Below are 20,100 nucleotides of genomic sequence, written 5' to 3'. Positions count from 1 at the left end.
TTCCCTGCGCACAACGAGGATGGGGGCACGGCTATACGGCTGGTGAATGATCGTCGCGGTGCGTCCTCAGCGCCGCTTATGCTCGGACCACACCTTCCCTCAGTCCAACAACAAGCAACGAGGTTTCCCATGCGCGAAGTGGTGATCGTCGACAGCGTCCGTACCGGCCTGGCCAAGTCCTTCCGTGGCAAATTCAACATGACCCGTCCGGACGACATGGTCGCCCATTGCATCGACGCGCTGCTGGCGCGCAACAACCTCGATCCGCTGCTGGTGGACGACTGCGTGGTCGGTGCCGGCTCCAACGAAGGCGCCCAGGGCCACAATATCGGCCGTAACGCAGCGGTGCTGTCGCGCCTGGGCACCCACGTTGCCGGTATGACCCTGAACCGCTACTGCTCCTCGGGCCTGCAGGCCATCGCCATCGCTGCCAACCAGGTGGCTTCGGGCTGCAGCGACATCCTGGTGGCCGGCGGCGTTGAGTCCATCACCCTGACCATGGGCAAGCAGAACCTCGACAATTTCGTGAACCCGCGTCTGAAGGACGAGTTCCCCGGCATCTACTACCCCATGGGCCAGACCGCCGAGATCGTCGCCCGCCGCTACAACGTCACCCGCGAGCAGCAGGACCTGTATTCCCTGCAGAGCCAGCAGCGCACCGCGCGCGCCCAGGCCGAAGGTCTGTTCGACGATGAAATCGTGCCGATGAGCGTGAAGTACCTGGTGGAAGACAAGGCCACCGGCGAGAAGAAAGTCCTCGACGGCGTGGTCGACCGCGACGACTGCAACCGCCCGGAAACCACCCTTGAAGGCCTCAACTCCCTCAAGCCGGTGTTCGCCGAAGACGGTTCGGTCACCGCCGGCAACGCCTCGCAGCTCTCCGACGGCGCCTCGATGACCCTGATCATGAGCCTGGACAAGGCTCTGGAGCTGGGTCTCAAGCCCAAGGCCTTCTTCCGCGGCTTCACCGTCGCCGGCTGCGAGCCGGACGAGATGGGCATCGGCCCGGTGTTCTCGGTACCCAAGCTGCTCAAGGCCAAGGGCCTGCAGGTCGCCGATATCGACCTCTGGGAGCTCAACGAAGCCTTCGCTTCCCAGTGCCTGTACGCCCGTGACCGTCTGGGCATCGACAACGAGAAGTACAACGTCAACGGCGGCTCCATCTCCATCGGCCACCCCTTCGGCATGACCGGCTCGCGCCAGGTCGGCCACCTGGTGCGCGAACTGCAGCGGCGCAACCTGCGCTACGGCATCGTCACCATGTGTGTGGGCGGCGGCATGGGCGCGACTGGCCTGTTCGAAGCCGTTCGCTGAGCACGGCGGGCGAGGGCGCAACCCTCACCCGAGTCGCGCTGGTCGCTCCACGCAAGCGGCCGGTGCCTGGGAAAGCCCCTGGCGGAAACGCCAGGGGCTTTTTCATTGCGGTTGCCCGCCACCCGGCTCTTTGCAGGAGCGAGCTTGCTACCGATGGCGGAGGTGAGTTCACCGCGCCGCAATCGCGAGGTCCTGGAGACAGAAAAACAAAACCCCGGCCAGCAGGCCGGGGTTTCTGCGTATCACCCCGTGGGGCTCAGCGTCCGACGCGGGCAAACAGGTTGGATGCCTGCTGCATGCGGGTGATGTACAGCATCACCTCGCGCTCGGCATCGAAGCGGGTGAAGTAGGGGCCTTCGAGCGTCCCCTCGCGGGTAGAGAAAAAGTACTGGCCATTGACCGCACTGATCCGATCGCTGCGGTAATGGGTGGCCGCCTGATTGTCGCCGACACGTTGCCCCAACATACGCTGACCTCCCATACAAAAGGATTAATTGAATCGAGTGTATGCCGCAAACCCCCGCCGTGCCTGGGCTGCGAAGGAATGGCGACGAACGGCAGGCAATCGTCTCAGCGGTGAAACACTCGGCCGCCCGGCCGTCACGTTCCCTTGTCTATGCTCAGTGTCCAGCGGCGGTCGCCGCCGCGCAGGGTCGAGGAAAGATTGATTATTTTGGTTATAAGAAAATCAAAATATATTCTTTTTAATGCGGAAAGACCTTGTGCATAGTGGTTACCAACACGAACAAGGAGAGACCCATGAGCTTGCGACTTGGCGACATCGCCCCCGACTTCGAACAGGAATCCAGCGAAGGCCGCATCCGTTTCCATGAATGGCTGGGCAACAGCTGGGGCGTTCTGTTCTCCCACCCGGCCGACTTCACCCCGGTGTGCACCACCGAGCTGGGCCTGACCGCCAAGCTCAAGGACCAGTTCGCCGCCAAAGGCGTGAAGGTGATCGCCCTGTCCGTCGACCCGGTGGACTCCCACGTGAAGTGGATCGACGACATCAACGAGACCCAGAACACCGTGGTCAACTTCCCGATCATTGCCGACGCCGACCGCAAGGTGTCCGAGCTGTATGACCTGATCCACCCGAACGCCAACGACACGCTCACCGTGCGTTCGCTCTTCGTCATCGATCCGAACAAGAAGGTGCGCCTGACCATCACCTACCCGGCGAGCACCGGGCGCAACTTCAACGAAATTCTGCGCGTCATCGACTCGCTGCAGCTCACCGATAACCACAAGGTCGCCACCCCCGGTAACTGGCAGGATGGCGACGACGTGGTGATCGTGCCCTCGCTCAAGGACGAGGAAGAGATCAAGCAGCGTTTCCCCAAGGGCTACCGTGCGATCAAGCCCTACCTGCGCCTGACCCCGCAACCGAACAAGTGACCCGAAGCGGCTGCGCGTCGGCCAGGCTGCGTTGCCAGCGACAGCGAGATGCTCATGTGCTGTAGCACACTCCGCTCTCACTGCCGCTGGCGCCTTGCCTGGCTCTAGCTCGCACGCTTCGGGGCAGAAGTTTCAACCTCGAGCGGTAAATCGGGCCGGTCCGCCGGCCCATTTTTTATCCTTCATGCGCGGACCACGCCGCGCTTTTTTATTCGCTCCACCTCAATGATCTGACTTGCCCGCCAGACGGGAAGAAGACGCAAGCCCACGCCAAGGAGAACGACCATGGGTCATTCCACCTGGCGCCGCAGCCTGGCCGTCGCTCTTCTCGCGAGCCTGCCGATCGGCGCCTACAACAGCCCCGCCCAAGCCGCCGACGCCCCGAAAGAGGTGCGCCTGGACTACGCCTACTACGCGCCCACCAGCCTGGTGCTCAAGCACTTCGGCTGGCTGGAGAAATCCCTCAAGCCACAGGGCACCGAAGTGCGCTGGGTGTTCAGCCAGGGCAGCAACCGTTCGCTGGAATACCTCAACGCCGGCAGTACCGACTTCGCCTCCACGGCGGGATTGGCCGCCGTGCTCAGCCGCGCCAATGGCAGCCCGCTGAAGACCGTCTATATCGCCAGCCGCCCGGAGTGGACTGCACTGGTGGTGCCCAAGGATTCGCCGCTCAAGTCTGTCGCTGACCTCAAGGGCAAGAAGATCGCCGCCACCAAGGGCACCGATCCGTACCTGTTCCTGTTGCGCAGCCTGCAGCAGGCCGGTCTGGACAAGAACGACGTGGAAATCGTCCACCTGCAGCATCCGGACGGCCGCGCCGCGCTGGAGCAGGGCAGGGTGGATGCCTGGGCCGGCCTTGACCCGCACATGGCCGCCAGCGAGCTGCAGGCTGGTTCGCACCTGCTGTACCGCAACGTCGATTTCAACAGCTACGGCGTGCTCAGCGTCACCGAGAAGTTCGAGAAGCAGCAGCCGGAGCTGATCAAGCAGGTCATCGCTGCCTATGAAGAGGCGCGTCAGTGGGCCGTGGCGCATCCGGAAGAGACCGCGAAACTGCTGGCCGAGGAAGCCAAGCTGCCGCTGGAAGTGGCCAAGCTGCAACTCTCCCGAACCGATTTCAGCAAGCCGCTGCCTGGCGCCGAACAGGTCGCTGCGTTGAAGGCGGCCGCGCCGATCCTGGTGGATGAACAATTGGTTCGTCCGGGGACTGACGTCACCGCCGTGGTCGATCAACTGATCGCTCCGCAACTGGCCGGCGAAGTGATCGGCAAGGCTGGCGCCGTCGCCAAGGCGGAGCAGTAATCCATGCCACCCCAGAGCCTGCCGACCCAGAGCCTGCGCCTGGCCCGCCAGCGTCGCGCATTGAAACTGCGCTGGCCGCGACTGAGCTGGCGCGCCTGGCTGGTGCCGCTGCTGCTGTGCGGCGCTCTGGAGCTGTCAGTGCGTGTCGGCTGGCTCGCCGAGCACCAGATGCCGGCACCCAGCAGTGTTGCGCTGACCCTCTGGCAATTGGCCCAGGGCGAGCTCTGGAAACATGTTGCGGCGAGCCTCGCGCGGGTCGCCGCCGGATTCTTCATCGGTGCGGCCGCCGCCGTACTGATCGGCACCTGGGTGGGACTCAGCCAGCGTGCCGAGGCCTATCTGGAACCGACCTTCCAGGCGCTGCGGGCGATTCCCAGCCTCGCCTGGGTGCCGCTTCTGCTGCTCTGGCTGGGCATCGATGAGACGCCGAAAATCGTGCTGATCGCCCTCGGCGCATTCTTCCCCGTCTATCTCTCCCTGGTGGCTGGCGTGCGCAACGTCGATCGCAAATGGGTGGAGCTGGGCCGCTTGTATCACCTGTCACCCTTCGCCCTGGTGCGGCGCATCCTCCTGCCGGCGGCACTGCCGAGCCTGTTCACCGGCCTGCGCGGCGCATTGAGCCTGAGCTGGATGTTCCTCGTCGCCGCCGAACTGATCGCCGCCACTCGCGGCCTGGGCTATCTGCTCAGCGACGGCCGGGAAACCTCGCGGCCGGATATCGTCATCGCCGCCATCCTGGTACTGGCGGTGCTGGGCAAGCTCAGCGACGGCCTGCTCAAGGCGCTGGAGCAGCGCGCGCTGGCCTGGCGCGATACCTTCCTGGGCAATGGAGAGAGTCAATGAGCGCCCTGCTGGAACTGCGTGAAATCCGCAAGAGCTTCTCCGGCGTGCGCGTACTGGACGACGTCAGCCTGAACCTGGCGCCGGGCGAAGTGGTCAGCCTGCTGGGCCCCAGCGGTTGTGGAAAAAGTACCTTGCTGCGCATCGCCGCCGGGCTGGACGACGAGTTCGCCGGCTCGCTGGAGCGCAATCCGCTGCTGGGCTTCGGCCCGGACGGCGATACCGGCCGTGGCGGCGGTGGCGTCGGCGTGGTGTTCCAGGAGCCGCGCCTGCTGCCCTGGCTCACCGTCGCGCAGAACATTGGCTTTGCCGATGGCTGGCTGGCAGACGACCACCGCATTGAGCACCTGCTGCGCGACGTGGGGCTGGAGGGCAAGGGCGACCTGCTGCCCAAGCAGCTCTCCGGTGGTATGGCCCAGCGCGCGGCCATCGCCCGTGGCCTCTACGGGCGGCCCCAGGTGCTGCTGCTGGACGAACCCTTCAGTGCGGTGGACGCCTTCACCCGCATCCGCCTGCAGGACCTGATCCAGCAACTGGCGCTGGAGTACGACATCAGCATCCTGCTGGTCACCCATGACCTCGACGAGGCCTTCTACCTCAGCGATCGCGTACTGCTGCTGGGCGGTACGCCCAGCCGCCTGCGCCGCGAATTCCCCGTGCCGCTGCCGCGCCCGCGCGACCGTCGCGCCGTGGAACTGGCCTTCCTGCGCGGCGAAGCGCTGACCGAGCTGCACCAGTCCCACGTCATCTGACTCATCACTGTTCTGTAGGAGCGAGCTTGCTCGCGAACCGCTTGATGCCGGAGCTGCCCGGAAAGCGTTCGCGAGCAAGCTCGCTTCTACATATAAATTAAAATCGAATAACCAAATGAAAAAATAACATTTATTGGAATATGAGGTTGCCTGTTAAGGTCTATGCACATTGGTTAGCAGGACGGCATTTGTATCGTCCTGATCGTTATAAGGAAACGTGCAGATGTATGTAGTCACCCTTGCCGGCAGCCCCAGCCAGCGTTCCCGCTCCGGCGTCCTCCTGGACGTCGCACGGAACTGGCTGCACGCCCACGGCGCCGAGGTGCGCTCCTACTCCGTGCACGACTTTCCCGCGGAAGACCTGCTGCATGCACGCTTCGACAGCCCGCGGGTGGTCGAGCTGATCGAGCAGATCCTGCGCGCCGACGGCCTGGTGATTTCCACACCGGTGTACAAGGCGTCCATCGCCGGAGCGCTGAAGGTCATCCTCGACCTGCTGCCGGAGCGGGCGCTGGCGCACAAGGTGGTGCTGCCCCTGGCCACCGGCGGCAGCAACGCCCACATGCTGGCGGTGGACTACGCGCTCAAGCCGGTCCTCGCTGCGTTGAAGGCCCAGGAAACCCTGCACGGCGTGTTCGCCGAGGAGAGCCAGGTGCAATACCCCGAGGGCAATACCCCGGCGCGCCTGGAGTCGACCCTCGAACACCGACTGCTGGAATCCCTGGAACAGTTCCACGGCGCCCTCGCGCGCCGACCGAAACCCATCGACCCCAACCTGCTCAACGAACGGCTGATCAACGCCCGCTGGAGCATCTGACAGACAACTCCACGCAGGAGAGCGCCAAGCCCCAACCCGGCAGGCGGCGACTGCGTCACCCACAAGAAAAGGCCCTCACCGTCCCGTCAACGGGACCGCAGGTCCGGCAATCACACTCGACGAAGGATCACTCCCATGCGGACTCTCACTTTGCGTAGTGGACTGGCGGCCCTGCTGATCGCGGCCCTGTCCTACAACGCGCAGGCGGACGAACAGCCCGGCACCCTGCGTATCGGTTATCAGAAGTACGGCACCTTGGTGCTGCTCAAGGCCCGTGGCACGCTGGAGAAGCGCCTGGCCGAGCAAGGCGTCAAGGTGCAATGGACCGAATTCCCCGGCGGCCCGCAGCTGCTCGAAGGCCTGAACGTCGGCAGCATCGACTTCGGCGTGACCGGCGAAACCCCGCCGGTGTTCGCCCAGGCCGCTGGCGCCGATCTGGTGTACGTCGCCCACGAACCGCCAGCGCCGACCAGCGAAGCAATCCTGCTGCCCAAGGATTCGCCGATCAAATCCGTCGCCGAGCTCAAGGGCAAGAAGGTCGCCCTGAACAAAGGCTCCAACGTGCACTACCTGCTGGTGCGCGCTCTGGAAAAAGCCGGCCTGAAGTACAGCGATATCCAGCCCGTGTACCTGCCGCCGGCCGACGCCCGCGCCGCCTTCGAACGCGGCAGCGTGGATGCCTGGGTGATCTGGGACCCGTACCAGGCCGCCGCCGAGAAGCAGCTCTCCGCCCGCACCCTGGTGGACGGCACCGGCCTTGTGGATAACCACCAGTTCTACCTGGCGACCCGGCCCTACGCGAACAACCACCCGCAGGTGATCACCACCCTGATCGACGAAGTGCGCTCGGTGGGCGAGTGGTCGCAGCAGAACCCGCAGCAGGTGACCGACCAGGTTGCACCGCTGCTCGGCCTGCCGGCGGACATCACCTTCACCGCGGTGAAACGCCAGGGCTACGGCGCCCAGCCGATCACCCCGCAGGTCACCGCCGCGCAGCAGAAGATCGCCGACACCTTCACCGACCTGAAGCTCATCCCCAAGAAGCTGAGCATCAAGGACGTGGTGTGGACGGCTCCGGCCAAGGTCGCCGCCCAGTAACTGATCCGCCTTTTTGTAGGAGCGAGCTTGCTCGCGAACCGGCCCAGCTCCCGAACTGCCGGGGAATCTGTTCGCGAGCAAGCTCGCTCCTACCAAGAACAGCAGCAACACGTACACCCAACCCATCATCGCGCGGCTACGCCACGCCGGCGCGCTTATCTGGAGTTACTGCGATGAGTCTCAACATCTTCTGGTTCCTGCCGACCCACGGCGACGGCCACTACCTGGGCACCGCCGAAGGCGCCCGCGCCGTGGACCACGGTTATCTGCAACAGGTTGCCCAGGCTGCCGACCGCCTTGGTTTCGGTGGCGTGCTGATCCCCACCGGCCGCTCCTGCGAGGACTCCTGGCTGGTCGCCGCCTCACTGATCCCGGTGACCCAGCGCCTGAAGTTTCTGGTCGCCCTGCGCCCGGGCATCATTTCCCCGACCGTGGCCGCCCGCCAGGCCGCAACCCTCGACCGGCTCTCCGGTGGGCGCGCGCTGTTCAACCTGGTGACCGGCGGCGACCCGGACGAGCTGGCCGGTGACGGCCTGCACCTGAGCCACGCCGAGCGCTACGAAGCGTCGGTCGAATTCACCCGCATCTGGCGCCGCGTGCTGGAAGGCGAAACCGTCGACTACGACGGCAAGCACCTGCAAGTGAAGGGCGCCAAGCTGCTCTACCCGCCGATCCAGCAGCCGCGTCCGCCGCTGTACTTCGGTGGCTCCTCCGACGCAGCGCAAGACCTCGCCGCCGAACAGGTCGAGCTGTACCTGACCTGGGGCGAACCGCCGGCCGCCGTCGCCGAGAAGATTGCCCAGGTGCGCGAGAAGGCCGCCAAGCAGGGCCGCAGCGTGCGCTTCGGCATTCGTCTGCATGTGATCGTCCGCGAGACCAACGAGGAAGCCTGGCAGGCCGCCGACCGCCTGATCTCGCACCTCGACCAGGACACCATCGACCGCGCCCAGGCGTCCCTGGCGCGCTTCGATTCCGTCGGCCAGCAACGCATGGCGGCCCTGCACGGCGGCAACAAGGACAAGCTGGAAGTCAGCCCCAACCTCTGGGCCGGCGTCGGCCTGGTTCGCGGTGGCGCTGGCACTGCACTGGTGGGCGATGGACCGACTGTGGCGGCGCGCGTGAAGGAGTACGCGGACCTCGGTATCGATACCTTCATCTTCTCCGGCTACCCGCACCTGGAAGAGTCTTATCGGGTTGCTGAACTGCTCTTCCCGCATCTGGAACTGGCTCAGGCGCAGGCACCGCAAGCGCACGGCTATGTCAGCCCGTTCGGCGAGATGGTCGCCAACGACATCCTGCCCAAGGCGGCATCGGCGAGCTGATAAGGCGGTCGGGCGGAAAACGCGCCGCGTGATCTGCCCGACGAAGAATCCGGAGAGAAGAAATGAGCGTTTCCAACAACCTTGCCCAGCGCCTCGCGCCCTGGGCCTTGCCGGTGGGCCTGGTGGTGATCTGGCAACTGGCGGTGGAATTCGGCTGGCTGTCCAGCCGCATCCTGCCGGCGCCCAGCGCGGTGGCCGAGGCCGGCTACCACCTGGTGGTCAGCGGCGAACTGTGGCAACACCTGGCGATCAGCACCTGGCGCGCCGCCGTAGGCTTCCTCATCGGTGGCAGCATCGGCCTGGTGCTGGGCCTGATCACCGGCCTGTCGAAGTGGGGCGAGCGCTTCCTCGACAGCTCGGTACAGATGATCCGCAACGTGCCGCACCTGGCGCTGATCCCGCTGGTGATCCTGTGGTTCGGCATCGATGAGTCGGCAAAGATCTTCCTGGTCGCCCTCGGCACGCTGTTCCCGATCTACCTCAACACCTACCACGGCATCCGCAACATCGATCCGGGCCTGCTGGAAATGTCGCGCAGCTACGGGCTGTCCGGCTTCGCCCTGTTCCGCCAGGTGATCCTGCCCGGCGCGCTGCCCTCGATCCTGGTCGGCGTGCGCTTCGCCCTGGGTTTCATGTGGCTGACCCTGATCGTCGCCGAAACCATTTCCGCCAACTCCGGCATCGGCTACCTGGCGATGAATGCCCGCGAATTCCTGCAGACCGATGTAGTGGTGCTGGCGATCCTGCTCTACGCCGTACTCGGCAAGCTCGCTGACCTCGCCGCCCGCGGCCTGGAACGCGTCTGGCTGCGCTGGCACCCGGCTTATCAGGTGAAAGGAGGTGCGGCATGAACGCAGTGAATCAGTTGCCGCAACAACTCAAGAAAGGCATCCCGCTGGCGCTGGAAAACGTGCGCAAGCGCTTCGGTGAGCGTGAAGTCCTCAAGGGCATCGACCTGCGGATTCCCGCCGGCCAGTTCGTCGCCATCGTCGGCCGCAGCGGCTGCGGCAAGAGCACCCTGCTGCGCCTGCTAGCCGGGCTCGACGAGGCCAGCGACGGCCAGTTGCTGGCCGGCTCAGCGCCGCTGGAAAGCGCCCGCGAAGAGACTCGGCTGATGTTCCAGGATTCGCGCCTGCTGCCCTGGAAACGGGTGATCGACAACGTCGGCCTCGGCCTGAAAGGCGACTGGCGTGCCAAGGCGCTGGAAGCCCTGGAAGCCGTGGGCCTGTCCGACCGCGCCAACGAGTGGCCGGCCAGCCTGTCCGGTGGCCAGAAGCAGCGTGTGGCCCTGGCCCGCGCCCTGATCCACCAACCGCGCCTGCTGCTGCTCGATGAGCCGCTCGGTGCACTGGACGCCCTGACCCGCATCGAGATGCAGCAACTGATCGAGGGCCTCTGGCAGCAGCATGGCTTCACCGTGCTGCTGGTCACCCACGACGTCGCCGAAGCCGTGGCCATCGCTGACCGGGTGATCCTCATCGAAGACGGCGAGATCGGCCTGGACCTCACTGTCGAGCTGCACCGCCCGCGCGCCCGCGGTTCGGCACGCCTGGCCGCGCTGGAAGCCGAAGTGCTCGAGCGTGTGCTGTCGCTGCCAGCCCAACCGCCCGAGCCGGAACCCGTATCCCCACTGCCCACGCAACTGCGCTGGGCGCTCTGATCCAACGTTCATCCGAAGACCCCATTCTCCCAAGGAGCTACGCCATGACCATCAAAGCCATCAACGTCCGCAACCAGTTCAAAGGCACCATCAAGGAAATCGTCGAAGGTGATGTGCTGTCGGAAATCGACGTGCAGACCGCCGCTGGCATCGTCACCTCGGTGATCACTACCCGTTCCGTGAAGGAACTGGAACTGGCCATCGGCAGCGAAGTGATCGCCTTCGTGAAGTCCACCGAGGTGTCCATCGCCAAGCTGTGAATGCGGTGCTGGAAAACAACGGGCAGTCCGGGAACGGGCTGCCCGTTTTCTTTGTGCGAGTGGTATCCGGGTGCCGTTGTAGGAGCGAGCTTGCTCGCGACCGCCCCCCAACTCCGGAGCTGCCGGGTATGAGTTCGCGAGCAAGCTCGCTCCTACAGATCTGGCCCACCTTTACGCCGGTGATTGCTGGCTAGAGCAATTACTCTACTTCCCTTAGACTCCGCTCAAACCAACAAGAGAAAGGAGTCCCGCATGTCCCTGAGTCCCTCTGCCTTCGCGCTGCTCGGCCTGGTCGCCTGGACCGTGCTGCTGGTCCTGCTGCTGGTCAACCAGCGCGGCCTGCTGGTGATGTCCGGCCGTATGAAGGTCAACGTCTTCGCCGCCGACGGCAGCAACACCCCCGGCGCCTTCGGCCAACGCCTGGTGCGCGCCCACGCCAACTGTGTGGAGAACGTGCCGCTGTTCTGCGCCGTGCTGCTCTATGCAATGGTCACCCAGCAGACGGTGATCACCGACCCGCTGGCGCCGACCCTGCTGGTGGCGCGCATCGTCCAGTCGGTGGTGCACCTGCTCAGCACTTCGGCGCTGGCGGTGTGGGTGCGCTTCGCCGCCTTCTTCGTCCAACTGATCATCCTGATCTGGTGGTTGCTGCGTCTCTCCACGCTGATCTGACCGGCGACCGGAACAGTTGCACCACGCAACTGTTCCTATGGGGCGATACCGCCATGACTTAGCATGGCGGACCGCATACGCGTCGAGGCACTCATGCACGTTTCATCCGGCCGCTGGCAATTCGGCCTGTTCCTGGCCCTGGTCACCGCCGTCCTCTGGGGCATCCTGCCGATCAAGCTCAAGGAAGTCCTGAAGGTCATGGACCCGATCACCGTCACCTGGTTTCGCCTGGTGGTGTCCGGTGGCCTGCTGCTCATCTACCTGGGCTTTACCCGCCAGTTGCCACGCTTCTCGCCATTGGGCAAGCGCGGCAAGGGGCTGGTGCTTATCGCCATCCTCGGCCTGACCGGCAACTACGTGTGCTACCTGATCGGCTTGCGCATGCTCACGCCGGGCACCACCCAGTTGGTGATCCAGATCGCGCCGATCCTCCTGCTGCTGGGCAGCCTGTTTGTCTTCAAGGAAAGCTTCAGCATTGGCCAGGCTCTGGGGCTCGCGGTGCTGATTGCAGGTTTCGGGCTGTTCTTCAACCAGCGCCTGGCCGAGCTGTTCGGCTCGCTCGGCGAGTACACCACCGGCGTGCTGATCGTGGTATTCGCCGCCTTCATCTGGACCTTCTATGGTCTTGCGCAAAAGCAGTTGCTGACCCAGTGGACCTCGGTACAGGTGATGATGGTGATCTACCTGGGCTGCGGCGCGTTGCTCACGCCCTGGGCGCATCCGCTTGAAGCGCTGGACCTCTCGCCGCTGCAGGGCTGGCTGCTGCTGGCCTGCTGCCTGAACACCCTGGTGGCCTACGGCGCCTTCGCCGAGGCGCTGGCGCACTGGGAAGCCTCACGGGTCAGCGCGACCCTGGCGATTACGCCGCTGGTGACCTTCGCGTCGGTGGCGCTGGCCGCGTCCCTTTGGCCCGAATTCGTGCTGCCCGAAGACCTCAACGGCCTCGCCTATGTCGGTGCACTGCTGGTGGTCACCGGTTCGGCGCTCACCGCACTGGCGCCGTCGCTGTTGCGCAGCTACCGGGCGCGAAGGACGCGCATCGCCAACGTCTGAGTCCCCCAAGGCCGCTGCAAGGCGGCCTTTTGCTGGCCGTCTCGCTCATCCGACTTCAATTTCGCAAATGATATGTATTATCATTTGTGTAATTCGATAGTTGTCGAGGCCCCAACGCCTCGGTTCTGGGGGCGACGTGGTAGTGGGCAAGCGTGGGGCAGGGCGGCGACGCCGGGAGGCGTGCGTCGATGGATGAGCGCTTTTCCCGTTCAGTGTCCCAGGCCTATCGCTCCTTCCACGGCGAGCTCCTGCGCTTCCTGCGCAAGCAACTGGGCAGCTCGGCGGACGCCGCCGACCTCGCCCAGGACGCCTTTGCCCAATGGCTCAAGTCTTCCTCGCGGCATGAAGTCGAGCAGCCGCGCGCCTTCCTGTTCCAGGTCGCGCGCAACCTGCTGCGCGATCACTGGCAGCGCTCCCGGCGCTTCACCAGCGAGGCGGAAATGGCCAGCGACACCGACCAGCAACCGGCCGCCGAAGGGGGCGAACCCGTGGTGCAGTTCGAGCGACAACGTTACCTTCGGCAGCTTTCCCAGGCGCTGGATAGCCTCCCGCCACGTCGCCGCGAGGCCTTCATCCTGCACAAGTTCGATGGCCTGTCGCAGCCCGAGGTGGCGCGGCGCATGGGGATTTCACTGAGCATGGTGGAGAAGCATGTCGCCAGTGCGCTATTGCATTGCAAGCGGCACGTTCAGGGTGAGGGCGAAGCATGACGCCGCAAGAGGAACGCCAGCGGGTGATCGACGAACTGGCCGCCAAGTGGTTCAGCCGCCAGCGCTCGGGTGCCTGTGACGCCCGTGAGCGCCGGGCGTTCGCCGACTGGCTGGCGGAAGATCCGGCCCATGATTCGGCCTACCGCGAGATCGAGCAGTTGTGGAGCGATCTCGACCTAGTGCGTCGCCCAGCCACCGCGCCGCGTCGTCGCTCCGGTCTGCCCTGGCGCGGGCTCGCCGCTGCCAGTGTGTTCTGCGCGGCATTGTTGCTGGCCAACGACTTCAGCGGCGGCCGCCTGGCTGATCCGCAGCAGGTGCAATCCACCGCGCCGGGCGAGCAGCGCGAGGTAACGCTGAACGACGGCACGCGGGTGTTCCTGGCGGCGGATTCGGCACTGCGGGTGGATTACTCGGACGGCTTGCGCGATGTGCAGCTGTTGCGCGGCGAGGCTTATTTCGAAGTGACCCGCGACACCGATCGACCTTTCCGCGTGACCGTCGGCGATAGTCGGGTGCGGGTGCTCGGCACCGGTTTCGATGTACGCCGCGAGGGCGACGGGCTGACCGTCGCCGTGCGTCACGGCAAGGTAGCGTTGCAGGCGCAGCTCGCTGCGCCGGGCGAGCAGACGCTGACGGCGGGCGAACGTGCCCGGTTGCCCGGCGGGGCAGGGGAGGCGCAGGTCGATCGCGTACCGGTTGCCTCCATCGCCGCGTGGCGCGACGGCATGCTCGCCTTCCGCAACCAGCCGCTGGGCGCGCTGGTGGATGAGTTGTCGCAATACCGCGCTGCACCCATTCGCCTGGGTGACGAGCGGCTGGCGCGCAAACCCATCTCCGGCAACGTGCGCCTGGCCCGCCCGGACGACTTCCTCGCCGCCTTGCCGGTGCTGCTGGATGTGCGTGTGCAGCGCAAGGCCGACGGCAGCGTCGTCATCCTCCCCCGCTGATTCCTATGCCCTTGTAGGAGCGAGCTTGCTCGCGAACGGATTTGCCCGCTGCGTCGGAGCCGGGCTGGTTCGCGAGCGATCTCGCTCCTACAGGGGGCTTCGGTACCGCCATGAGCGAAGGCGCGTGGGGCCTGATGCCAATTGTTCGGCCCGAGTGGGGGCAAGCCCATCGCGGACGGAGTCCGCTCCTACCCAACCCGATCACACGTGCCGCAAATCCTTCTTGAGAAATATTTTTATTTGCAGGTGTGGGTTTTTCTCGAATGAGGGTCTTCCCCGTCATTCGCTGCGAAACGCGCAGCGCTTTTCGACCCTGGGGAGGGCCTTGCATGCAGTCTCGTTTCAACTTCCCGTTCGCGCGCCCGCTGGGCTGTGCCGTGCTGCTCGGCAGCCTGATGATGGCCGAGTACAGCCGCGCCGCCGACTGGCAGGTCGACCTGCCGGCACAATCTCTGAGCGAATCCATCGGCAGCCTGTCGCAGCAGGCCGGTGTGCAGGTGCTCTATGACGCCGCCCAACTGGACGGTCTCAAGGCGCCAGCGGTGAGCGGCCGTTACAGCGTGCGGGAAGCGCTGGAGCATCTGCTCAAGGGCTCTTCGCTGGAGCTGGTGGAGGCCGGCGACGGTTTCGTCGTGCGGCGTTCGGGTAAGGTCGACAAGTTCAGCGACAACGCCATCGAACTGGATTCGCAGACCATCGTCGGCAGCGGCCTGTCGGTGGACTCGAGCAACGTCGGCCGTTCGACCCTGACCCGCAAGGACATCGAGCGCATCCAGGCCGACAACATTCCCACCCTGCTGCAGACCCTGCCCGGCGTGACCATGGGCGGCTCGCCCAAGCCGGGCGGGCAGACTGTGAACATCTGGGGCCTGGGCGATGCCGAGGACGTGCCCTTCACCCTCGATGGCGCGCCCAAGAGCGGCTTCGAGCGTTACCAGCAGGGCACCGTGTTCATCGAGCCGGAGCTGATCAAGCGCATAGAAGTCGAGAAGGGGCCGCACTCGGTCTACAACGGCAACGGCGGCTTCGGCGGTACCGTGCACATGGAGACCAAGGACGCTCCGGACATGCTGCGCGATGACCAGAACGTCGGCGCCATGCTCAAGTACGGCTACCACTCCAACGACCAGCAGAAGATCTACAGCGGCGCCGTCTACGGCCGCACCGAGGACCGCAAGGTCGACGCGCTGGCCTACCTCACCGCCCGCGATGGCCGCGACATCAAGCTCGCCGGGCACATTCCCGACCCGAACAACAACTACCCGATCAACCCCAGTCGCCTGCCCAACAGCGCCCAGGACCTGGACGCGGGGCTGTTCAAGCTGAACCTGCACCCCAACCTCGACAACGACATCAGCCTGGCCTACAGCCGCTCCCACAGCACGCGCTGGACGCCGTTCTCCTCGGCCTCCTACCCGACGCCGCCGACCCAGTCGAGCATCGACCGCTATGGCTACGAGGCCGCGCTCAAGCGTCTGCTGGCGCATCGCGACACCACGGACACCACCTGGTCCGGCAAGTACGAATACCACCCCATCGACAACCCGCTGATCGACCTGATGGTGCAGTATTCCGAGTCGCACATCGACCAGACCGACGAGCGCAATCCGGACGCCTTCTTCCAGGTCTCCACCGGTGGCCGCAAGATGGACACCGACTACAAGGACAAGGTGCTCGAGCTGCGCAACACCAGCCTGTTCGCCACCGGCCCGGTGCAGCACGCGTTCACCGTGGGCACGCAGTTCCACCGCCACACCCGCACCACGGACATGTATATCCCCGGTTCGACGTACAACACCGCGCGCTACAACTACGGGCACTTCCAGCCGACCTTCATGCCCAGCGGCAAGCAGAACACCAACAGCGCCTACATCCAGGACGCGCTGACCCTGGGCAGCGTGACCATCACCCCGTCGCTGCGCTTCGACCACGTGCGCAATCAGGGCAAGGACAACGACGCGCCGATCTACAACAACGCAGCGCAAGGCCACGATTACAGCTCGCAGACCTACAGCGGCTGGTCGCCGCGCCTGTCGCTGTTCTGGACTGCCACCGAGCGCCTGGGCTTCTTCGCCGACTACAGCCGCACCTGGCGCGCGCCGGTGATCGACGAGATGTACGAGGTGCAGAACAGCAGCACGGTCAGCGCTACCAGCCGCGACCTCGACCCCGAGCGCATTCATGCGCTGCGCTTCGGCTCACTGGTCAACCTGCCGGACCTGTTCATCAACGGCGACAACCTGCAGGTGCGGACCACGCTGTTCCAGAACAAGATCAAGGACGAGATCTTTCGCACCCGCAGCGTCGGTTGCGAACAGCAGGCCATCGACAACGGCACCATCTCCAGCAGCTGCGGCGACTACCTGCCGCTCTCCAACTACCGCAACCTGCCGGGCGTGACCTACAAGGGCTTCGAGATCGAGAGCTTCTACGACAGCCCGTGGCTGTTCGGCGGGCTGTCCTATTCGTGGGTGACCGGCAAGCACGACGGCGCCTACAGCAACCCATGGGGCCCGAACGTGTGGGCGCGCGACGTGCCGCCGGCCAAGTGGGTTGCGACCCTGGGCACCAAGATTCCGGCGTGGGATGCGCAGATCGGCTGGCAGGGCGAGTTCGTGCGCCAGACCGACCGCCTGCCCAGCGACAAGTATTCCGGCGGCATGGGCACCAGCGTCGGCGACATCTTCTGGGACCAGACGGTCAACGACAGCTACGACACCCAGCGTGTGTTCGCCAGCTGGAAGCCGCGTCGCCTGGGCCTGGAAAACACCGAGCTGAACTTCACCGTGGACAACCTGTTCAACCGTGACTATCACCCGGCGCTGGCCGGCGACAGCGTCTACAGCCAGGGCCGCAACGCCAAGTTCAGCCTCACCCAGTACTTCTGAGACGCTCCCCGTCGACTGTAGGAGCGAGCTTGCTCACGAACCCGCCCAGCTTCGGTGCCGCTGGGAAAACCGTTCGCGAGCAAGCTCGCTCCTACAGGCTGCCTTGGCAGGTTCAACACCAACGAAAACGGGCGCCCGAAGGCGCCCGTTCTTATCACCGCAAAGGATCAGGCCGAAGCCGGACGCACCACGCGGTAAACCAGAGCACCGATCACGCCGCCCACCAGCGGGCCGACCCAGAACAGCCACAGCTGCTTCATGAACAGCGGGTCGGCAAAGATCGCTACGCCCAGGCTGCGCGCCGGGTTCACCGAGGTGTTGTCGATCGGAATGCTGATCAGGTGGATCAGCGTCAGGGTCAGGCCGATGGCGATCGGCGCGAAGCCTGCCGGGGCCAGCTTGGCATCGGTGGCGCCCATGATCACGAAGAGGAAGAACGCGGTCAGCAGCACCTCGGTGACCAGCGCCGAGATCATGCTGTAGTGGTCCGGCGAGCCTTCACCGAAGCCGTTGGCGGCGAAGCCGGCCAGTGCATCGAAGCCCGGCTTGCCGGACGCGATGTAGAACAGCACGGCACCGGCGAGCACGCCGCCGATGACCTGGGCAATGATGTAGGGAATCAGTTCAGCGGTACGGAAGCGACCGCCAGCCCACAGGCCAAGGCTGACCGCGGGGTTGAGGTGGCAGCCGGAGATCGGGCCGATGGCGTAGGCCATGGTCACGACCGTCAGGCCGAAGGCCAGGGCGACACCCAGCACGCCAATGGCGTGGGCCGCGAAGATGGCGCTGCCGCAACCACCGAACACCAGCCAGAACGTGCCGATCATTTCGGCGGATAGTTTGCGAAGCATGCTGCCTCCAGAGGCAAGAGGAACCCCGGATTGGGGCGAACGCATGCTAGGGAAGTCGCAGGTTGGCGCGGTGTAGGCGGTTTCCCAATGTGTTGGGAAAGCCTTCTGAACGCGCAGGATTGTAGGTCGACGGCGAGGCGGACAACGCCTCGCGCGTCATCCGCCGTCGTCTCAGACCTGCGTGCCCAACTGTTCCGCCCGGCGCAGCCAGCCCTGCCGTTGCTCCTCGCCGGAGCCGCGCACCGGGCTGAATTCCTCCAGGTGGTGCAGGGCGATGCCGCAGGGTGCAAGGATGCAGCGGGTCATCTGCCGGTGAGCCGGGGCGCCCTGGCGCAGGCGGTAATGCCAGTGGGTCTGGTCGTGGCTCACCAGCAGGTCGGCGCTGCGCCCGCCCAGCAGTGGCTCGAACTCGCGGGACTCCATCGAGCGGTAGCGGAAGGCGAAGCCCGGCTGCAGTACGCGGTCGAAGAAGCCCTGCAACAGTGCGGGCAGGCCGCCCCACCAGATCGGGTAGACGAAGGCGATGTGCTGCGCCCAGTGGATCTGCCGCTGGGCTTCAAGCACGTCCGGCTCCAGGTTCTGGCTCTGTTCGTAGCCGCCGCGCAGCACCGGGTCGAAGTTCATCTCGCCGAGCTTGAGCATATGCACCACGTGGCCCTTGGCGCGCGCGCCGTGGGCGTAGGCATCGGCCACCGCATGGCAGAAACCGCCGGGTTTGGGCGAGCCCAGCACCAGCAGCACGCGCTTGCCGTCGCCTTCCAACGGGGTGGCGCCGGAGCGCGTCGGCTCAGCCATTCTGCCCGGCCTCCAGCATGGTCTCCGGACGCACCCACTGGTCGAACTCGGCGTCGGTCAGGTAGCCCAGCTCCAGCGAGGCTTCGCGCAGGGTCTTGCCTTCGGCGTAGGCCTTCTTGGCGATCTCGGCGGCTTTGTCGTAGCCGATGTGCGGGTTCAGCGCGGTCACCAGCATCAGGCCGCGGTCCAGGTGCTCGCGCATCTTCGCCGCGTCCGGCTCCATACCGGCGATGCAGTGGGTGTTGAAGTTGCGGCAGCCGTCGGCCAGCAGGCGAGCGGATTCCAGCAGGTTGTGGATGATCACCGGCTTGTAGACGTTGAGCTGCAGGTGGCCCTGGCTGGCGGCGAAGGTGATCGCGGCATCGTTGCCGAAGACCTGGCAGGCGAGCATCGACAGCGCCTCGCATTGGGTCGGGTTGACCTTGCCGGGCATGATCGAGGAGCCCGGTTCGTTGGCCGGCAGCTTTACCTCGGCAAAACCCGCGCGCGGGCCGGAGCCGAGCAGGCGCAGGTCGTTGGCGATTTTCATCAGCGCCACGGCAAGGGTCTTCATGGCCCCGGCCAGGGTTACCAGCGGTTCATGGCCGGCGAGGGCGGCGAACTTGTTCGGCGCGGAGACGAAGGGCAGGCCGGAGAGGTCGGCCAGCTCGGCGGCGATGGCGTCGGCGAATTCCTTTGGGGCGTTCAGCCCGGTGCCGACGGCGGTGCCGCCCTGGGCCAGCTCATACACCGCCGGCAGTGCCGCGCGCAGGGCGCGCTCGGCGTAGTCCAGCTGCGCGACGAAAGCGGAAAGCTCCTGGCCGAAGGTGACGGGGGTTGCGTCCATCAGGTGGGTACGCCCGGTCTTCACCAGGTTGGCGTGGCGCGCGGCCTGCTGGGCGAGGCCTCCGCTGAGCTCGGCGATGGCCGGCAGCAGGTCGTTCTGTACCGCTTGCGCGGCGGCGATGTGCATGGCGGTGGGGAAGCTGTCGTTGGAACTCTGCGCACGGTTCACGTGGTCGTTGGGGTGCACCGGTTTCTTGCCGCCGCGGCCGTTGCCGGCAATCTCGTTGGCGCGCCCGGCGATCACCTCGTTGACGTTCATGTTGCTCTGGGTGCCGCTGCCGGTCTGCCAGACGACGAGTGGGAATTGCTCGTCGTGCTCGCCCGCCAGCACTTCGTCGGCGGCTTCCTCGATCAGGCTGGTGATGTTCTCGGGCAGCTCGCCCAACTGCGCATTGACCCGCGCGGCGGCCTTCTTGATCAGCGCCAGGGCATGCACCACGGCCAGCGGCATGCGCTGCCCGCCGATGGCGAAGTTCTCCAGCGAGCGCTGGGTCTGCGCGCCCCAGTAAGCATCGTCGGGGACTTCGATGGGGCCCAGGCTGTCGGTTTCGGTGCGGCTCATGGTGCTTCTCCGGAATAGGGTCTCGGCCAGTTTA

General features: G+C 65.5%; 20 protein-coding genes. 16 read left to right on the top strand and 4 right to left on the bottom strand.

The window, feature by feature from the left end:
• Positions 1–129 precede the first annotated feature (129 nt).
• A complete protein-coding gene (locus tag ACNFH5_RS08685; RefSeq protein ID WP_416745213.1) occupies positions 130–1,314 on the top strand; it encodes a thiolase family protein in 1,185 nt (394 codons plus the stop codon).
• A 256-nt stretch (positions 1,315–1,570) separates the two neighbouring features.
• Here ACNFH5_RS08685 and ACNFH5_RS08680 read toward each other — a convergent pair whose 3' ends face one another.
• Positions 1,571–1,780, bottom strand: coding sequence for a DUF6316 family protein (locus ACNFH5_RS08680; protein ID WP_416745212.1), 210 nt, complete (start codon positions 1,778–1,780; stop codon positions 1,571–1,573).
• A gap of 293 nt (positions 1,781–2,073) precedes the next feature.
• On the opposite strand from ACNFH5_RS08680, the gene ACNFH5_RS08675 reads away from it, so the two are divergent.
• The 15 genes from ACNFH5_RS08675 (at position 2,074) to ACNFH5_RS08605 (ending at position 17,033) form a co-directional block, all read left to right on the top strand.
• Positions 2,074–2,712 carry a peroxiredoxin gene (locus ACNFH5_RS08675; protein ID WP_184589427.1) on the top strand — a complete coding sequence of 213 codons (639 nt, stop codon included), beginning with the start codon at positions 2,074–2,076 and terminating at the stop codon, positions 2,710–2,712.
• 285 nt (positions 2,713–2,997) lie between these two features.
• The gene (locus ACNFH5_RS08670) at positions 2,998–4,014 is read left to right on the top strand and encodes an aliphatic sulfonate ABC transporter substrate-binding protein (RefSeq protein ID WP_416745211.1); all 1,017 of its coding nucleotides are present in this window, start codon (positions 2,998–3,000) and stop codon (positions 4,012–4,014) included.
• Between the two features lie 18 nt (positions 4,015–4,032).
• Positions 4,033–4,857, top strand: coding sequence for an ABC transporter permease (locus ACNFH5_RS08665; RefSeq protein ID WP_416745644.1), 825 nt, complete (start codon positions 4,033–4,035; stop codon positions 4,855–4,857).
• Positions 4,854–5,606: an ABC transporter ATP-binding protein gene (locus ACNFH5_RS08660; RefSeq protein WP_416745210.1), complete on the top strand. Its 753-nt coding sequence runs from the start codon at positions 4,854–4,856 to the stop codon at positions 5,604–5,606. Before ACNFH5_RS08665 ends, ACNFH5_RS08660 begins: the two co-directional genes overlap by 4 nt.
• A 223-nt stretch (positions 5,607–5,829) precedes the next feature.
• Positions 5,830–6,423 carry an NADPH-dependent FMN reductase gene (gene ssuE / locus ACNFH5_RS08655; RefSeq protein WP_416745209.1) on the top strand — a complete coding sequence of 198 codons (594 nt, stop codon included), beginning with the start codon at positions 5,830–5,832 and terminating at the stop codon, positions 6,421–6,423.
• Between the two features lie 135 nt (positions 6,424–6,558).
• On the top strand, positions 6,559–7,521 hold the full coding sequence (locus ACNFH5_RS08650) for a sulfonate ABC transporter substrate-binding protein (protein ID WP_416745208.1): 963 nt from the start codon (positions 6,559–6,561) through the stop codon (positions 7,519–7,521).
• Between the two features lie 173 nt (positions 7,522–7,694).
• Positions 7,695–8,843 carry an FMNH2-dependent alkanesulfonate monooxygenase gene (gene ssuD / locus ACNFH5_RS08645; protein ID WP_416745207.1) on the top strand — a complete coding sequence of 383 codons (1,149 nt, stop codon included), beginning with the start codon at positions 7,695–7,697 and terminating at the stop codon, positions 8,841–8,843.
• 62 nt (positions 8,844–8,905) lie between these two features.
• Positions 8,906–9,694: an aliphatic sulfonate ABC transporter permease SsuC gene (gene ssuC, locus ACNFH5_RS08640; protein ID WP_416745206.1), complete on the top strand. Its 789-nt coding sequence runs from the start codon at positions 8,906–8,908 to the stop codon at positions 9,692–9,694.
• Positions 9,691–10,503, top strand: coding sequence for an aliphatic sulfonates ABC transporter ATP-binding protein (ssuB, locus tag ACNFH5_RS08635; RefSeq protein ID WP_416745205.1), 813 nt, complete (start codon positions 9,691–9,693; stop codon positions 10,501–10,503). The genes ssuC and ssuB overlap by 4 nt, the downstream gene beginning before the upstream one ends.
• Before the next feature lie 44 nt (positions 10,504–10,547).
• Positions 10,548–10,763, top strand: a complete 216-nt coding sequence (locus ACNFH5_RS08630; RefSeq protein WP_017517652.1) for a TOBE domain-containing protein — start codon at positions 10,548–10,550, stop codon at positions 10,761–10,763.
• A 252-nt stretch (positions 10,764–11,015) separates the two neighbouring features.
• The gene (locus ACNFH5_RS08625) at positions 11,016–11,435 is read left to right on the top strand and encodes an MAPEG family protein (protein WP_416745204.1); all 420 of its coding nucleotides are present in this window, start codon (positions 11,016–11,018) and stop codon (positions 11,433–11,435) included.
• Positions 11,436–11,528: 93 nt separating this feature from the next.
• Positions 11,529–12,488 (top strand): DMT family transporter, encoded by a 960-nt coding sequence (locus ACNFH5_RS08620; protein ID WP_416745203.1) that lies wholly within the window; start codon positions 11,529–11,531, stop codon positions 12,486–12,488.
• Positions 12,489–12,676: 188 nt separating this feature from the next.
• Positions 12,677–13,198: an RNA polymerase sigma factor gene (locus tag ACNFH5_RS08615; protein ID WP_416745202.1), complete on the top strand. Its 522-nt coding sequence runs from the start codon at positions 12,677–12,679 to the stop codon at positions 13,196–13,198.
• Positions 13,195–14,145, top strand: a complete 951-nt coding sequence (locus ACNFH5_RS08610; RefSeq protein WP_416745201.1) for a FecR family protein — start codon at positions 13,195–13,197, stop codon at positions 14,143–14,145. Before ACNFH5_RS08615 ends, ACNFH5_RS08610 begins: the two co-directional genes overlap by 4 nt.
• 329 nt (positions 14,146–14,474) lie before the next feature.
• The gene (locus ACNFH5_RS08605; protein WP_416745200.1) at positions 14,475–17,033 is read left to right on the top strand and encodes a TonB-dependent hemoglobin/transferrin/lactoferrin family receptor; all 2,559 of its coding nucleotides are present in this window, start codon (positions 14,475–14,477) and stop codon (positions 17,031–17,033) included.
• A gap of 167 nt (positions 17,034–17,200) precedes the next feature.
• On the opposite strand, the gene aqpZ is transcribed toward ACNFH5_RS08605, so the two are convergent.
• The 3 genes from aqpZ to ACNFH5_RS08590 all read right to left on the bottom strand — a co-directional run bounded on the left by aqpZ (position 17,201) and on the right by ACNFH5_RS08590 (position 20,066).
• Entirely contained in the window at positions 17,201–17,884 is a 684-nt protein-coding gene (gene aqpZ, locus ACNFH5_RS08600; protein WP_416745199.1) for an aquaporin Z, read from the bottom strand.
• Between the two features lie 171 nt (positions 17,885–18,055).
• Positions 18,056–18,679 (bottom strand): NAD(P)H-dependent oxidoreductase, encoded by a 624-nt coding sequence (locus ACNFH5_RS08595; protein ID WP_416745198.1) that lies wholly within the window; start codon positions 18,677–18,679, stop codon positions 18,056–18,058.
• Positions 18,672–20,066 (bottom strand): class II fumarate hydratase, encoded by a 1,395-nt coding sequence (locus ACNFH5_RS08590; RefSeq protein WP_416745197.1) that lies wholly within the window; start codon positions 20,064–20,066, stop codon positions 18,672–18,674. The genes ACNFH5_RS08595 and ACNFH5_RS08590 overlap by 8 nt, the downstream gene beginning before the upstream one ends.
• Between the last annotated feature and the right edge of the window lie 34 nt (positions 20,067–20,100).

The organism is Pseudomonas sp. NY15435, from assembly GCF_048068295.1.
In the GTDB taxonomy this organism is placed as follows: domain Bacteria; phylum Pseudomonadota; class Gammaproteobacteria; order Pseudomonadales; family Pseudomonadaceae; genus Pseudomonas.
The sequence above is the reverse complement of the archived record's forward strand: the minus strand, read 5'-3'. Positions and strand labels throughout refer to the sequence as shown.